We start from the raw sequence: 13,522 nt of genomic DNA on the forward strand, positions 1-13,522 counted from the left end.
GGGCGTCCAGTGTGCCGCTTGGGATGTCATTCCAGGTGCCGCGAAGGTGCCGCCTGGTCGGGGGACCAGATCCTTCGCTGTACGTCGAATGACAAATCAAACGGCAGGCTGAACCTCTAGCCCCTCACTTCTTTGCGGCTTTCAATGCTTTTTCCGGCTGCTTCCAATCGCCGGTCAGGTCTTCCAGATATTCCCGAAAGCCGTCCGCCAGCTCCGGGTGCTTGAGTGCATATTCCACATTCGCTTTCAGATAACCCAGCTTGCTGCCGCAGTCGTAGCGCACGCCTTCGAACTCGTAGGCGAGCACGGTCTGCTCCTGGATCATCATGCTGATCGCATCGGTCAGCTGGATCTCGCCGCCGGCGCCACGCTGCGTGCGCTCCAGCAGTTTGAAAATACGCGGGGTCAGGATGTAGCGGCCGACCACCGCGAGGTTGCTCGGCGCATCTTCCTTCTTGGGCTTCTCCACGATGCGGCGGATCTCGCCCAGGCCCGGACCGACCGGCTGGGTGTCGACGATGCCGTAGCTGGAGACGTCGTCCGGCGACACGCGCTCGGTGGCGATGACGCTGGTGCCGTATTCCTGGTACACGCGCTGCATCTGCGCGAGGCAAGGGCGCAGGCGGCCGTCGATGAGGTCGTCGGCGAGGATGACGGAGAAGTCTTCATCGCCCACCGCCGGCCAGGCGCAGAGCACGGCGTGGCCGAGGCCGAGGGCTTCGGCCTGGCGGATGAAGATGCAGGTGATGCCCGGGGGCAGGATTTCCTGCACGGTTTCGAGCAGCTTGTTCTTGCCGCGGCTGGCGAGCTCGGCTTCGAGCTCGTAGGCCTTGTCGAAGTGATCCATGATGGAATTCTTCGAGCGGCCGGTGATGAAAATCAGTTCTTCCGCGCCCGCCGAGATGGCTTCCTGCACCGCGTACTGGATCAGGGGCTTGTCGACGATGGGCAGCATTTCCTTGGCACTGGCCTTGGTGGCCGGGAGGAAGCGGGTGCCGAGGCCGGCGACCGGGAAGACTGCTTTTCTGATTCTCATAAATTCGAATCCCGAGAAAAACTCGTGAGTGCTGAATCCTTTCAGCTAGTTGGAGACGTGTGACGGGTGAGGTGTACGTGTGACGGTTTAGACGTAATAGTTTAGCGCAGCGTGCCGCTCAGATGGACCTTGTCGCTGCTGGCGGAGAGCAAGGAGAAGTCGATCACACCGCCTTCGACGGCGTAGCGCAGCGCTGCCCTACCCGGCAGCAGCAGCGGCTGCTTGAACTGCACGGAATAAGCCTTGGGGGCGGCGCCAAGCCGGTCCTGCAGCAGGGCCAGGCAGCGGGCGGCGGACCACAGGCCGTGGCCGATGGCGCGCGGGAAGCCGAACAGCTTGGCGGTGAGGCTGTACAGGTGGATGGGGTTGTAGTCCTGCGAGACGGCGGCGTAGCGGCGGCCGGTGTCCTCGGGCGCGGACAGGGCGAGGTATTCGGAGAGGCGGGCGTCGACGACGGACGAGGGCGCCTTGCTGCGGGAGAGGCCCTTGGAGGGCTGCTTGGGGCCGCGGTGGATGACGGTCATGGTGGCGCGCCAGACCGGCTCGCTCTCCACCGGGGTGGCTTCCATGATGAGGTCGAATTCGAAGCCGGCCTTGACCTCGCGGCCTTCGCCGATGCGGATGCTGAGGTCGAAGGTTTCGTCGACGCGCAGGGGGCGCTGCTGCGCCACGTCGTTGCGCACATGCACCAGGCCCAGCAGCGGCAGGGGGAAGCCGGGGCGCGTCATCAGGTTGAGGAACAGCGGGGTGGCGAGGACCTGGGGATAGAGGATCGGCAGCTCGGGCGATTCCGGCAGGCCACAGAGGGCGCTGTAGGCATTGAGGCGGGCGCGGTCGACGCGTAGGGCGCGGACCCGCACCTGCCAGTCCGGCAGCACCGGCGTGCCCTTGGGGCGCCGCGAGGCCGAGAGGCCGGCCTTGACGAATGACGGCAGCGTCGGCGGCAGGGCCGGCAGATCGAATACCTGGGGATTGGTCATCGTGGCAATGTGAAAAATCGGGCCGGGAGCGGCATTTTAAAGGGGTTTGGTGACGGAATGCGGGCTGTTGCAGGGTTGCAATGCAAACGTGAAGGACTGCGAGCCGGTGAAAGAGCCCCGTGCCGGCCCCTCGATACGCCCGCTGCGCGGGCACTCGGGGCGAACGGACCTGGGTTCGAAGGCTTACAAACACCGGGCAGATTCGCCGCAGCGGTCCCGGCGGCCACAGGCCGCCCTACGCCGGGCTTCATCACCATTCAGATTGCGCCATTGACCTGTACGGTCGGCTTGCGTTCATCTTTTTTTTAGGGCACGACGTGATCGATACGCAAATCCAGCGGCTGCCCGGCCTGGGCGCGCTGTACATGCAAAATGCCTTCCAGGTCGCCGGACTGGGCCTGGGCGCCGCCACCGCCGCTGAGGCGGGCGGTGACGATGTAGCGGTCGAAGGCGGACAGGCGCAGGGCCGGGGCCATGGCCATGCTGTCGTCGAGCTTGATGTCGGCCGGCAGGGTCTGGCCCGGCAGGCGCTGCACCGCCAGGGGCATGGGCGGGCCCTGCTCGGCCTTGGCGAAGACGAAGAGGACGGCGCCCGGCGGCACCTTGGCGGCGACTTCGGGGGCCAGGCTGACGTGGAACATCAGGGCCGGACCGGCGGCTACCGGGGCGCCGGCCGGGGCTCCAGACTGGCCGGCGGGTCCGCCAGCCGCGGGGGCTCCAGCGGCGGCGGCCATCGGGCCGGCTCCGGCCGGGGGCTGGCCATCCAGCTCCTGCAAGCGGGTCTGGATGACGTCGTGCATCTGCGGCGGCAGGTCCGTCTGGGCCAGGAGCTTGCTCCAGCGGGCGCGGGCGGTGGCGGTATCGCCGGCCTGCGCGGCGGCCATGCCGGCGTACCAGAGGGCCTTGCCGTAGTCGGGGTCCACCGCCAGGGCGCGCTGGAACAGCTCCAGCGGCGTGCCCAGCAGGTCGCGGTCGCGGGCGAAGGCCAGGGCCTCACCCTGCCCCGCCAGCCACTCCGGGTTGGGCGCGGCGGCGCGGGCATTGGCCTCGCCGTAGGCCTTGGCGGCGGCGTCGAAATGCTGGGTGACGAAGTAGGAACGGCCGAGCATGGCCCAGCCCTCGGGGTCGTCCGGCTGCTTCTGCAGGCGATCCGCCAGCATCTGCACCATGCCGGCGACCTGCTCCTGCTGGGTGGCCCCGGCGGCGAGCTGCTGCTCCGCCTTCCAGCTCCCGCCCATGATGTACCAGCCGCCGGCAAAGAGCAGCAGGAGGAGGCTGGTGAGCAGCGCCGGCAGCCAGCCTCGGCCGCTGCCGGCCTGCATGGCCTGGTCTTCCACCTGGGCTTCGCTGAGCAGGCGGGCGTCCAGCTCGGTCTTCAGGGCGGCGACGTCGTCGGCCGAGACCAGGCCGGCTTCGCGCTCGATCTCGAGCTCGTCGAGGCGGCTGCGGTAGGCGGCGATATTGGCGCCGCGGCGGCGCAGGGTCTTGCGGTTGGCGCCGCGCCACCAGGGGCGCGTCATCACGGCCGCGGCGGCGAGGAGCAGCGCCGCCATCAGGAACCACTGCGTCATGGTGCGTCGTCCAGAATCTTTTTAAGAGCGGCTTCGTCGTTTTTCGGAGGCGCTGTGGGGACACCGCGCGTCCGGCGCGTGTAGGCGACGAGCATGATCAAGCCGAGCAACACCAGCAAGCCGGGGCCGGCCCAGAGCAAGGCGGTGCGCTGCTCGAACGGCGGCTTGTAGAGGACGAAGTCGCCGTAGCGGTCGGTGAGGTATTTCTTGATCTGCGCTTCGTCCTGCCCCTTGGCGACGAGGCCGCGCACTTCGTAGCGCAGGTCGGCGGCGAGCGAGGCCTGCGACTCGGCCAGGGATTCGTTCTGGCAGACCAGGCAGCGCAGTTCGGGCAGCAGGCCCTTGTAGAGGGCTTCCTGCTGCTCGGTGAGCGGGATGGGGGGATGGACGGTTTCGACTTCTGCGTTGGCCGTGAAAATGGTCAGCAGCAACAGCGCCGCCCCCAGCCTCTTCGTCATTCCCGCGCAGGCGGGAATCCAGTTTTTGGCGTTACGCAAATGCATGTGCAAAGCAAAACCGGGTCCCCGCCCGGGCGGGGACGACGGCGTGTTTGCGTCGAAGGGCATCAGGACGTGGCCTTCAGCAGCGGCTGGATCTCGTGTTCCCAGACCTCGGGCGTCATCGGTCCGACCTGCTTGTAGAGGATGGTGCCCTTGGCATCGAGGACGAAGGTTTCCGGCACGCCGTAGACGCCCCAGTCGATGCCCGCCCTGCCCTCCAGGTCGGTGAGGATCTGGCCGTAGGGGTTGCCCTTGCGGGTGAGCCAGGGACGCAGGTCCGCCTCGGCGTCCTTGTAGTCGATGCCGACCAGCTTGACCTGGCTATTGCGCGAGAGCTGCATCAGGTAAGGGTGCTCTTCCTGGCAGCCGGCGCACCAGCTGGCGAAGAAGTTGACCAGCACCGGCGCGCCCTGGAGATCGGCCTGCGACATGCGCTGCGGCTGGCCGTCGAGCGTGGGCAGGTCGAAGGCCGGCGCGGCCTTGCCGATGAGGGGGCTGGGCACCAGCCGCGGGTCGCTTTGCAGGCCGAAGATGAACAGGCCGATCAGGGCGACGAGGACGACGAGGGGGATGGCGTAGCGCATCAGGCCACCGCGCCTTCGGCGATTTCAATGGCGCGGCGTTCGGCGGCGCGGGCCAGGCGGTAGCGCTTGTCGCTCGCCGCCAGCAGGCCGCCGAAGAACATGAAGATGCCGCCGAGCCAGATCATGCGGATCATCGGCTTGTAGTACACGCGCAGGCTCCAGCTGCCGTCGTCGTAACCTTCGCCGAGCGAGACATAGAGGTCGCGCATCAGGCCGGCGTCGATGGAGGATTCGGTCAGCACCGTGCCCTGCGAGGGATACAGGCGCTTCTGCGGATGCAGGGTCGCGACGACCCTGCCGCCATGCTCCACCAGCACCGTGCCCTGCTGGGCGGTGTAGTTGGGGCCGGACTGTTCGCCGGCTTCCTGGAAGCGGAAGCTGTAGCCGCCGAGTTCGGTTTCGGCGCCGCGGGCCAGGCGCACGTCCTTCTCGTCGCCGAAGCTGATGACGCCGCTGACGCCGAGGGCCCAGATGCCGAGGCCGATGTGGGCCAGGGTCATGCCCCACACCGCGCGCGGTACCGCTCTGAGGCCCGCACGCCATTCCAGCTTGGCGCGCATGCGGCGCCATACGTCCTGAGCCGCGGCGAAGATGGCCCAGGTACCGAGCAGGGCGCCGGTGGCGGCGAGCAGCGTGGTCCGGCCATGCAGGGCGAAGGGCAGCAGCACGCCGAGGATCACCGCGATCACCGCCGGCCAGCGCAGCCGGCGCACGGTTTCGCGCCAGTCGCCGCGCTTCCACGGCACCACGGCGGCCAGCCCGACCAGCAGGAACAGGGGCGTGATCATCGGCAGGAATACGGCATTGAAATACGGCGGGCCGACCGAGATCTTGCCCAGGTGCATCGCGTCGAGGGCCAGCGGGTACAGCGTACCGAGCAGGACGGCGGCACAGGCGGCGACCAGGAAGACGTTGTTGAACAGCAGCAGGCCTTCGCGCGAGAACAGCTTCAGCTCGCCGGTGGTGACCAGCTTGGGCGCGCGCCAGGCGTAGAGGGTCAGCGCGCCGCCGACGACCACCGCCATGAAGGCGAGGATGAACATGCCGCGCGAGGGATCGCTGGCGAAGGCGTGCACCGAGACCAGCACGCCGGAGCGGACCAGGAAGGTGCCGAGCAGGGACAGCGAGAAGGCCAGGATGGCGAGCAGCACGGTCCAGCTCTTCAGCAGGCCGCGCTTTTCCGTCACGGCCAGCGAGTGGATCAGGGCGGTGCCGGCAAGCCAGGGCATGAAGGAGGCGTTTTCCACCGGGTCCCAGAACCACCAGCCGCCCCAGCCGAGTTCCTTGTAGGCCCACCAGGAACCGAGGGTGATGCCCATGGTGAGGAACATCCAGGCGGTGGTGGTCCACGGCCGGGTCCAGCGGGCCCAGGCGGCGTCGAGCCGGCCGGTGATGAGGGCGGCGATGGCGAAGGCGAAGGCCACGGAGAAGCCGACGTAACCCATGTAGAGCATGGGCGGATGGATCGCCAGGCCCGGATCCTGAAGGATGGGGTTGAGGTCATGCCCTTCCGCCGGCGCCGGCACCAGGCGGGTGAAGGGGCTGGAGGTGAGCAGGATGAAAAGATAAAAGCCGGTGCTGACCATGCCCAGCACCGACAGCACCAGTGCGCTCATGTCCAGCGGCAGGCGGCGGTTGAACACCGACACCGCCAGGGTCCAGCCGGAGAGGATCAGCACCCACAGCAGCAGCGAGCCTTCGTGCGCGCCCCACACGGCGGTGATACGGTAGATCAGGGGCAGCTGCGAGTGATCGTTCTCGGCCACATAGGCCACCGAGAAATCCTTGGTGACGAAGCAGTAGGTGAGGCTGGCATAGGCCGCCGCCACGCACAGGAACTGCCCCTGCGCGGCGGAGCCGGCGAAGCTGAGCAGGCGCGCGTCGCGGCGGCGCCAGCCGAGCAGCGGTACGATGGCCTGCAACAGGGCGACGCCGAGCGCCAGAATCACCGCGAAATGGCCGAGCTCGGGGATCATGGCACCACCATCCAATCGTCATCCCCGCGAAGGCGGGGATCCAGTTTTTCCGGCCTTGTCACGAAATCCAGAACTGGATTCCCGCCTTCGCGGGAATGACGAGGTTGTTGTTGAGCCGCTCTTCCGGGCATCACGAGCTCGACGCCGTGGTGACCGACTTGAACGGCGCGCAGGAATGCTTGCCGTCGACCTCGCCCACCGCCTTGGCGACGTTGGGCGGCATGTAATTCTCGTCGTGCTTGGCCAGGATGGTGCTGGCGACGAAGACGTTCTGCGCGTCCATGTGGCCGGTGGCGATGACGCCCTGCCCTTCGCGGAACAGGTCGGGCAGCACGCCTTCGTAATGCACCGGCACGGCGTTGTGGCAGTCGCTCATGACGAACTCGATGGCCAGGCCCTCGCCGCGCTTGAGGCTGCCCTTCTCCACCAGGCCGCCGAGTTGCAGGGCGGCGCCGGCCGCGAGCTTGCCGGCGAGCAGGTCGGAAGGCGTATAGAAGTACATCATGTTCTTGCGGAAGGCGGTGAAGCCCAGGGCCGCGGCCAGGCCGACGCCGAGTACCAGCGCCCCTACCGCCACCATCCGTTTCTGGCGCTTGGTCATTGTTCGCCCTCCTGGGGCTCTTCGAGCGACTCAGACAGGCGCCGCTTCAAATCGTTTCGACGGAAATGCGGGGCGAAGGCGTTCCACAGCACCACCGCCAGGGCCAGCGCGTAGCTGCTCCAGATGAACAGTGCGTACTTTGGGTTCATGCCACTACCATCGCCTGCGCCCAGCGCGCATTGCGCTCGCGCCAAAGCACTTCGTTCTGCATGCGGCGCAGCCACACGGCGCCGAAGAACAGGTAGAAGCCGCCCAGGCTCACCAGCAGCGGCCACAGCATGTCGCCGCTGATCTTGGGATTGCGGATGCCTTCGACGCTGAGGATGCTGGCGCCCTGGTGCAGGGAGTTCCACCAGGTGACCGAGAAATGCACGATCGGCACGTTGATCAAGCCGACCAGGGCCAGCCAGGCGCAGGCGCGGGCGCCGGCGCGGGGATCGGAATAGGCCTGGTTGAGGCCGATGATGCCGGCGTAGAGGAACAGCAGCACCAGCTCCGAGGTGAGGCGCGCGTCCCACACCCAGTAGGCGCCCCAGGTGGGCTTGCCCCACAGCATGCCGGTGATCAGGGCCAGGGCGGTGAAGCTGGCGCCGACCGGGGCGGCGGAAACCACCGCCACTTCGGCCAGCTTCATGCGCCAGATCAGGGCAATGCCGCCGGCTACCGCCATCAGTGTGTAGATGCTGAGGGACAGGGCCGCGGCGGGCACGTGGATGTAGATGATGCGGAAGGCGTCGCCCTGCTGGTAGTCGGCCGGGGCGAGGAACAGGCCGCCGTAAACCCCCACGCCGATGAGCAGCACGGCGAAGCCGAACAGCCACGGCGCCAGGACGTCGGCGAAGCGGTAGAACGTCGGCGGGGAAGCCAGCTGGTGAAACCATGTCCACATGGGAAGAATTATCGCCTATTCAATGGCATTCCGGAGCGCTCCCGCCGCAGCAAACGGGAGCAAGGTCACGGTGAGTGCCGTCAGGGCGCCCAAAAAGTACAAGGGTGCGTCAAAAGGCAGTCCGGCCGCCGCCGCGCGCACCGCGCCGCCGCCGAAAATCACCGCCGGGGTCATCAGCGGCAGCACCAGGATCGGCAGCAGGATGCCGGCGCGCTGGGCGCCTACGGTCAGCGCCGCGGCGAAGCCGCCGGTGAACATCAGGGTCGGCGTGCCGAGCAGCAGGCTCAGGGTCAGCACCTTCACCGCCAGCGGCTCCAGACCCAGGGCGATGCCCAGCACCGGCGCGGCCACCACCAGGGGCAGCGCGGTGATCAGCCAGTGGGCGGCCAGCTTGGCGGCGACCAGCAGGGGGGCCGGGGCGTCGGCCAGGAGCAGTTGTTCCAGGGTGCCGTCGTCGAGGTCGCCGCGGAAGATGCGTTCCACCCCGAGCAGCGCCGCCAGCAGGGCGCCGACCCAGACGACGGCCGGGGCGAAGACCTTCAGGGCCGGATCGTGGGCTTCGATCCCCAGCGGAAACAGCAGGGCAACGATGGCGTAGAACACCAAAGGCTGCGCCCACTCCGCCGGGCGGCGCGCGGCCAGCAGCAGTTCGCGGCGGAAGACGGCAGCTGCGGCGCTCATGCGCGCAATTCCAGGCTGCGCACCCCGGCCACGGCGGCCGGCAGGGGCTGGTGGCTGGTGACCAGGGCGGCGCCGCCGCTGCGGCCGTGGGCGTCGAGCAGCTCGGCCAGCAGCTCGATGCCGGCGTGATCGAGGCCGGCCAGGGGCTCGTCCAGGAACCACCAGGGGCGCGGCAGGGCCAGCAGGCGCGCCAGGGCGGCGCGGCGGCGCTGGCCGGTGGAAAGGCTGCCGCAGGGGCGATGGCGCTGCGCCTTCAGGCCGACGCGCAGCAGCGCCGGCCCGACGTCCACATCCGCGTGGCCGCCGAGGGCGCACCAGAAGCGCAGGTTCTCGTCCGGGCTGAGGGTGGGGTTGAGGGCGTTCTTGTGGCCGAGCCAGTGGCGGTGCTCGGCGTCCGGCTGGCCTTCCAGGCTGCCGGCGGCGGGCTGGCGCAGGCCGCAGAGGACTTCCAGCAGCGAGGTCTTGCCGGCGCCGTTGCGGCCGCGGATGTGCAGGATCTCGCCCGCCGCGACGCTGAAGTCCAGGGCCTCGACCACGTTGCGGTCGCCACGGGCGACCGCCAGGTTGCGCACTTGGAGGCTGGGGAGGGACATGAGAGCGGGCATTTTAGGTGATTGGCGATGAACTGTTGGTTCCCTGTGGCCGGCGACAGGTAAAATGTGCTTTTAAGGCCGGGAATTGATCGCTTGACCGCCCAACTGATTGACGGCAAGGCCGTTGCCGCCGACGTGCAGACGCGTGTTCGCATCGCCGTGGAAGCGCGTACGGCCGCCGGCAAACGCGCCCCTGCCCTTGCCACCGTACTGGTCGGCGCCGATCCGGCTTCCGAGATCTACGTGCGCAACAAGCGCCGCAGTTGCGAGGCTGTAGGCATCCGCTCGGTGCCGCAGCATTTCGCCGCGGATGTGAGCCAGGCCGAGTTGATGGCGGAGATCGACCGCCTCAACGCCGACGAGGGCATCGACGGCATCCTGGTGCAGCTGCCGCTGCCCAAGCACATCGACGCCACCCAGGTGATCGAGCGCATCCGTCCGGACAAGGACGTCGACGGCTTCCACCCCTACAACCTCGGCCGCCTGGCGCAGCGCCTGCCGGCGCTGCGGCCCTGCACGCCCTATGGCGTGATCGAGCTGCTCAAGTCCACCGGCGTGGACCTGTACGGCAAGCGCGCCCTGGTGGTCGGCGCCAGCAACCACGTCGGCCGGCCGATGGGCCTGGAACTGTTGCTGGCGGGCTGCACCACCACCATCGCCCACCGCTTCACGCGCGAACTGGACCAGGAAGTGGCGCGGGCCGAGGTGCTGGTGGTGGCGGTGGGCAAGCCGGGCTTCGTCCACGGCGACTGGGTGCGCCCCGGCGCGATCGTCATCGATATCGGCATCAATCGCTTGCCGGACGGCAAGCTGTGCGGCGACGTCGGCTTCGAGCAGGCGCGCGAGCGCGCCGCCTTCATCACCCCGGTGCCGGGCGGCGTGGGCCCGATGACCGTGGCCATGCTGATGGAAAACACGCTGGAAGCGGCGCAGCTGCGGGAAAAGGGCTGAGGCCTTCCCGGCCGCCCGATTGATCAGCCGGCGTGTGCGGTCCCGGCGGTGATCAGGCCCTTGAGCAGGTTGAGCGAGTTGTAGAGCACGAAGTCGCTCACCGCCAGATTGTCGGCCTTCCCGGCTTGCGTATCGCCCGAGGCATCCGGCGCATCCACGGTCGGCGCCGGCTTGGCCGCGGGCTTCTCGTTGACCAGGCTGCCTTTCAGGTCCGCTTCCCGCACCCGCGCGATGGGCGCATTGACCGGCTCGACCTTCACCGGCTCGATGACGATGTCCGGCTTGATCCCCTCGGCCTGGATGGAGCGGCCGCTGGGCGTGTAGTAGCGGGCGATGGTGAGGATCACGGCGCCGCCCTCGTTCAGGGGCGATACGCTCTGCACCAGGCCCTTGCCGAAGGTGGTGCTGCCGACCACCACGGCGCGCCGCTGGTCCTGCAGCGCGCCGGCGACGATCTCGGCGGCCGAGGCGGTGCCGCCGTTGACCATGGCTACCAGTGGCCTGCCCTTGAGCAGGTCGCCGGAGCTGGCGTCGTACTCGTGGTTGGCGCCCGGCGCGCGACCGCGCTGCAATACGATCTGGCCGCGTTCGAGGAAGGCATCGCTGACCTTGACCGCGGAGGTGACCACGCCGCCGGGGTTGTTGCGCAGGTCGAGGATCAGGCCATGCAGGTCGCCGCCGGCCTGTTGCTGCAGCTTGTTCAGTTCGTCGGTGAAGGCATCGCCGGTATCGGCGGAGAAATTGGTGATGCGCAGGTAGCCGATGCCCGGCTCCAGCATCTTCGAGCGCACGCTGGCCACCTTGACCACTTCGCGCGTCAGCTCCAGCACCGAGGTGGTGGCGGCGCCGACGTGCAGTACACCCAGTTTGATTCGGGTGCCCTTGGTGCCGCGCATGCGGTCGACGGCCTCCTTGAGCTTGAGGCCGGTGGTCGGCTGGCCGTCGATGAGGGTGATGATGTCGCCCGACTGGATGCCGGCCGCTGCCGCGGGCGTGTGGTCCATGGCCGAGACCACGCGCAGGAAACCGTTGCGCATCTCCACTTCGATGCCGATGCCGGCGTACTTGCCGGAGGTGTTGACGTTCCAGTCGGCGAATTCCTTCTTGTCGAGGTAGCGCGAGTGCGGCTCGAGGCCGTCGACCATGCCGCGCAAGGCGTTTTCCATCAGCTTGTCGGGCGATACCGGCTCGACGTAGCGTTTACCGATGATATCGATCGCCTGGGTGAAGGAGCGCAGCTCGCCCAGCGGCAGCGGCTCGACCGGGCCGGAGCCGCCGACAGCGCGTCGGGCCAGGGGGAAGCTGGCGCCGATGACGGCACCGCAAGCCAGCGCAAGCACGATCCGCCTGGAAACACTCATCAGATGCCTTTGGAGCCGCCCCGGGGGCGCCGAAGCGGCGCCGCAAGCGCAGCGTGACATATGTGTGGCGGCGTTGCAGCCCCGGCGTCGGGGATGCCCGGGTGCAGCGGCGGCAATCGCGCGCGGCCTGGCTCGTAATGGATATTGTTGTGGCGCTGCCGAAGCCGACTGTTTAGAGTTCCTGTGCAGGCAATTCAAAGGATATTCAAATTACCATGAGCCGCACTCCCACCCCCGTCGCGCCCTCTCCCTTCTATAGCGGGGAGCATGAAGCGTTCCGTACCCAGCTGCGGCGTTTCGTCGAACGCGAGGTGGTGCCGTACATCGATCAATGGGAGGCTGCCGGCGAACTGCCGCGCGAACTGCACCGCAAGGCGGCGGAGGCGGGGGTGCTGGGCATCGGCTTTCCGGAAGCCTATGGCGGCATCGAGGTGCCGGACTCGTTCTATGGCGTGGTGCTGACCGAGGAACTGGCGCGGGCCGGCTCCGGCGGCCTCATCGCCAGCCTGATGAGCCACGGCATCGCCAGCCCGCCGGTGATGCATGCCGGGACGCCGGAGCAGAAGGAGCGCTTCCTCGCGCCGGTGCTGGCCGGCGAGAAGATCGCGGCCCTGGCCATCACCGAACCGGGCGGCGGCTCCGATGTGGCCAACCTGCGCACCACGGCGCTACGCGACGGCGACCACTACGTGGTCAACGGCTCCAAGACCTTCATCACCTCCGGCATGCGCGCCGACCTGCTCACCGTGGCGGTGCGCACCGGCGAGGCCGGGCTGGGCGGCGTGTCGCTGCTGGTGGTGGAAGCCAGCACGCCCGGGTTCACCCGCAGCAAGCTGGACAAGATGGGCTGGTGGTGCTCGGACACCGCCACGCTCTACTTCGACGATTGCCGGGTGCCGGTGGCCAACCGCATCGGGCCGGAGAACGCCGGCTTCATGGCGATCATGCTCAACTTCAACAACGAGCGCATCATGCTCGCCGCGCAGGCCTGGGCTTTCGCGCAGGTTTGTTATGAAGAGGCGCTGGCTTATGCCCGCGAGCGCCACACTTTCGGCAAACCGCTGATCTCGCGCCAGGTGATCCGCCACAAGCTGGTCGACATGAAGATGCAGATCGACGCAGTGAAGGCGCAGCTCGACATCCTGTGCTGGCGCGTGACGAAGAAGCAGATGCCGGTGGCCGAGGTATGCCTGCTGAAGAACCTGGCGACGCGCATGCTTGAGGAAGTGGCCGGCGAGGCGGTGCAGATCTTCGGCGGCGCCGGCTACCTGCGCGGGGCCAAGGTGGAGCGCATCTTCCGCGAGACCAAGGTGCTGTCCATCGGCGGCGGGGCTTCCGAAATAATGAAGGACCTTGCGGCCAGGCAGCTTGGCTATTAAGAGCCTATAACAGAACGAATCGCGCCTGCGACGGAGGTCATTTTTGCGCAGTGCAAGTCGGACGGGGCTCGGCATGGTGATTCCATGCAAGCCCCGGCTGATGCAGCAATGCGCAAAAATGGCCCCGTCCCGAAGGGTTGCGCTCAAAATCGCGCCATGCTGCGTTGTCAGGCTGAGCCATGGAATCACCATGGCTCAGCCCTCCGCCTTGCCTGACGTGATTTTGAGCAGCAACGCAGGCGCGATTCGTTCTGTTATAGGCTCTAAGCCAACCCGTCGGTACCGACTCATCTATATAATGCGCGGATGTCCGAGCCTCGGCCTGCTGCCCGGCGGAACTTAATCCGAAAGGCACTGGTCTACGGGCTTGTTCGAGCAGGAAGCTCGGGCATCGAAGGCAACGTGGGTGTTTGGCGGTCT

The 13,522-nt window shown here is 67.7% G+C and carries 14 protein-coding genes; 2 read left to right on the forward strand and 12 right to left on the reverse strand.

Annotated elements, in window-relative coordinates; genetic code table 11:
* Positions 1-124: 124 nt before the first annotated feature.
* From galU to ccmA, 11 genes are all read right to left on the reverse strand, one after another.
* The gene (galU, locus tag BP26_RS0122765; RefSeq protein WP_029922851.1) at positions 125-1,036 is read right to left on the reverse strand and encodes a UTP--glucose-1-phosphate uridylyltransferase GalU; all 912 of its coding nucleotides are present in this window, start codon (positions 1,034-1,036) and stop codon (positions 125-127) included.
* A 101-nt stretch (positions 1,037-1,137) separates the two neighbouring features.
* Positions 1,138-2,016 (reverse strand): MaoC/PaaZ C-terminal domain-containing protein, encoded by an 879-nt coding sequence (locus BP26_RS0122770; protein ID WP_029922852.1) that lies wholly within the window; start codon positions 2,014-2,016, stop codon positions 1,138-1,140.
* Positions 2,017-2,321: 305 nt separating this feature from the next.
* Positions 2,322-3,587: a c-type cytochrome biogenesis protein CcmI gene (gene ccmI, locus BP26_RS0122775; protein WP_029922853.1), complete on the reverse strand. Its 1,266-nt coding sequence runs from the start codon at positions 3,585-3,587 to the stop codon at positions 2,322-2,324.
* Complete coding sequence (locus BP26_RS27025; protein WP_051749316.1) at positions 3,584-4,045, reverse strand: cytochrome c-type biogenesis protein; 462 nt, start codon at positions 4,043-4,045, stop codon at positions 3,584-3,586. Before BP26_RS27025 ends, ccmI begins: the two co-directional genes overlap by 4 nt.
* A gap of 107 nt (positions 4,046-4,152) precedes the next feature.
* On the reverse strand, positions 4,153-4,671 hold the full coding sequence (locus BP26_RS0122785) for a DsbE family thiol:disulfide interchange protein (RefSeq protein ID WP_051749317.1): 519 nt from the start codon (positions 4,669-4,671) through the stop codon (positions 4,153-4,155).
* Positions 4,671-6,647 (reverse strand): heme lyase CcmF/NrfE family subunit, encoded by a 1,977-nt coding sequence (locus BP26_RS0122790; RefSeq protein WP_029922856.1) that lies wholly within the window; start codon positions 6,645-6,647, stop codon positions 4,671-4,673. The genes BP26_RS0122785 and BP26_RS0122790 overlap by 1 nt, the downstream gene beginning before the upstream one ends.
* 130 nt (positions 6,648-6,777) lie before the next feature.
* Positions 6,778-7,248, reverse strand: coding sequence for a cytochrome c maturation protein CcmE (gene ccmE / locus BP26_RS0122795; RefSeq protein ID WP_029922857.1), 471 nt, complete (start codon positions 7,246-7,248; stop codon positions 6,778-6,780).
* Positions 7,245-7,397, reverse strand: coding sequence for a heme exporter protein CcmD (gene ccmD / locus BP26_RS29010; RefSeq protein WP_084183353.1), 153 nt, complete (start codon positions 7,395-7,397; stop codon positions 7,245-7,247). The genes ccmE and ccmD overlap by 4 nt, the downstream gene beginning before the upstream one ends.
* Positions 7,394-8,137 (reverse strand): heme ABC transporter permease CcmC, encoded by a 744-nt coding sequence (gene ccmC / locus BP26_RS0122805; RefSeq protein ID WP_029922858.1) that lies wholly within the window; start codon positions 8,135-8,137, stop codon positions 7,394-7,396. The genes ccmD and ccmC overlap by 4 nt, the downstream gene beginning before the upstream one ends.
* A 15-nt stretch (positions 8,138-8,152) precedes the next feature.
* Entirely contained in the window at positions 8,153-8,818 is a 666-nt protein-coding gene (ccmB, locus tag BP26_RS0122810) for a heme exporter protein CcmB (protein WP_029922859.1), read from the reverse strand.
* Entirely contained in the window at positions 8,815-9,411 is a 597-nt protein-coding gene (ccmA, locus tag BP26_RS0122815; protein ID WP_029922860.1) for a heme ABC exporter ATP-binding protein CcmA, read from the reverse strand. The genes ccmB and ccmA overlap by 4 nt, the downstream gene beginning before the upstream one ends.
* Before the next feature lie 93 nt (positions 9,412-9,504).
* On the opposite strand from ccmA, the gene folD reads away from it, so the two are divergent.
* Entirely contained in the window at positions 9,505-10,362 is an 858-nt protein-coding gene (gene folD / locus BP26_RS0122820; RefSeq protein ID WP_029922861.1) for a bifunctional methylenetetrahydrofolate dehydrogenase/methenyltetrahydrofolate cyclohydrolase FolD, read from the forward strand.
* 23 nt (positions 10,363-10,385) lie between these two features.
* Here folD and BP26_RS0122825 read toward each other — a convergent pair whose 3' ends face one another.
* Positions 10,386-11,723, reverse strand: coding sequence for a S41 family peptidase (locus tag BP26_RS0122825; protein ID WP_029922862.1), 1,338 nt, complete (start codon positions 11,721-11,723; stop codon positions 10,386-10,388).
* 215 nt (positions 11,724-11,938) lie between these two features.
* Between BP26_RS0122825 and BP26_RS0122830 the strand changes: the two genes are divergently transcribed.
* Positions 11,939-13,102, forward strand: coding sequence for an acyl-CoA dehydrogenase family protein (locus tag BP26_RS0122830; protein ID WP_029922863.1), 1,164 nt, complete (start codon positions 11,939-11,941; stop codon positions 13,100-13,102).
* Positions 13,103-13,522 lie beyond the last annotated feature (420 nt).

The sequence above is a fragment of the Nevskia soli DSM 19509 genome (assembly GCF_000711955.1).
GTDB classification, from domain to species: Bacteria; Pseudomonadota; Gammaproteobacteria; order Nevskiales; family Nevskiaceae; genus Nevskia; species Nevskia soli.

Bases quoted from the DNA above. Each gene is read 5' to 3' on its own strand.
- galU (WP_029922851.1), bottom strand. From the start codon at position 1,036: ATGAGAATCAGAAAAGCAGTCTTCCCGGTCGCCGGCCTCGGCACCCGC.
- BP26_RS0122770 (WP_029922852.1), bottom strand. From the start codon at position 2,016: ATGACCAATCCCCAGGTATTCGATCTGCCGGCCCTGCCGCCGACGCTG.
- ccmI (WP_029922853.1), bottom strand. From the start codon at position 3,587: ATGACGCAGTGGTTCCTGATGGCGGCGCTGCTCCTCGCCGCCGCGGCC.
- BP26_RS27025 (WP_051749316.1), bottom strand. From the start codon at position 4,045: ATGACGAAGAGGCTGGGGGCGGCGCTGTTGCTGCTGACCATTTTCACG.
- BP26_RS0122785 (WP_051749317.1), bottom strand. From the start codon at position 4,671: ATGCGCTACGCCATCCCCCTCGTCGTCCTCGTCGCCCTGATCGGCCTG.
- BP26_RS0122790 (WP_029922856.1), bottom strand. From the start codon at position 6,647: ATGATCCCCGAGCTCGGCCATTTCGCGGTGATTCTGGCGCTCGGCGTC.
- ccmE (WP_029922857.1), bottom strand. From the start codon at position 7,248: ATGACCAAGCGCCAGAAACGGATGGTGGCGGTAGGGGCGCTGGTACTC.
- ccmD (WP_084183353.1), bottom strand. From the start codon at position 7,397: ATGAACCCAAAGTACGCACTGTTCATCTGGAGCAGCTACGCGCTGGCC.
- ccmC (WP_029922858.1), bottom strand. From the start codon at position 8,137: ATGTGGACATGGTTTCACCAGCTGGCTTCCCCGCCGACGTTCTACCGC.
- ccmB (WP_029922859.1), bottom strand. From the start codon at position 8,818: ATGAGCGCCGCAGCTGCCGTCTTCCGCCGCGAACTGCTGCTGGCCGCG.
- ccmA (WP_029922860.1), bottom strand. From the start codon at position 9,411: ATGTCCCTCCCCAGCCTCCAAGTGCGCAACCTGGCGGTCGCCCGTGGC.
- BP26_RS0122825 (WP_029922862.1), bottom strand. From the start codon at position 11,723: ATGAGTGTTTCCAGGCGGATCGTGCTTGCGCTGGCTTGCGGTGCCGTC.
- BP26_RS0122830 (WP_029922863.1), top strand. From the start codon at position 11,939: ATGAGCCGCACTCCCACCCCCGTCGCGCCCTCTCCCTTCTATAGCGGG.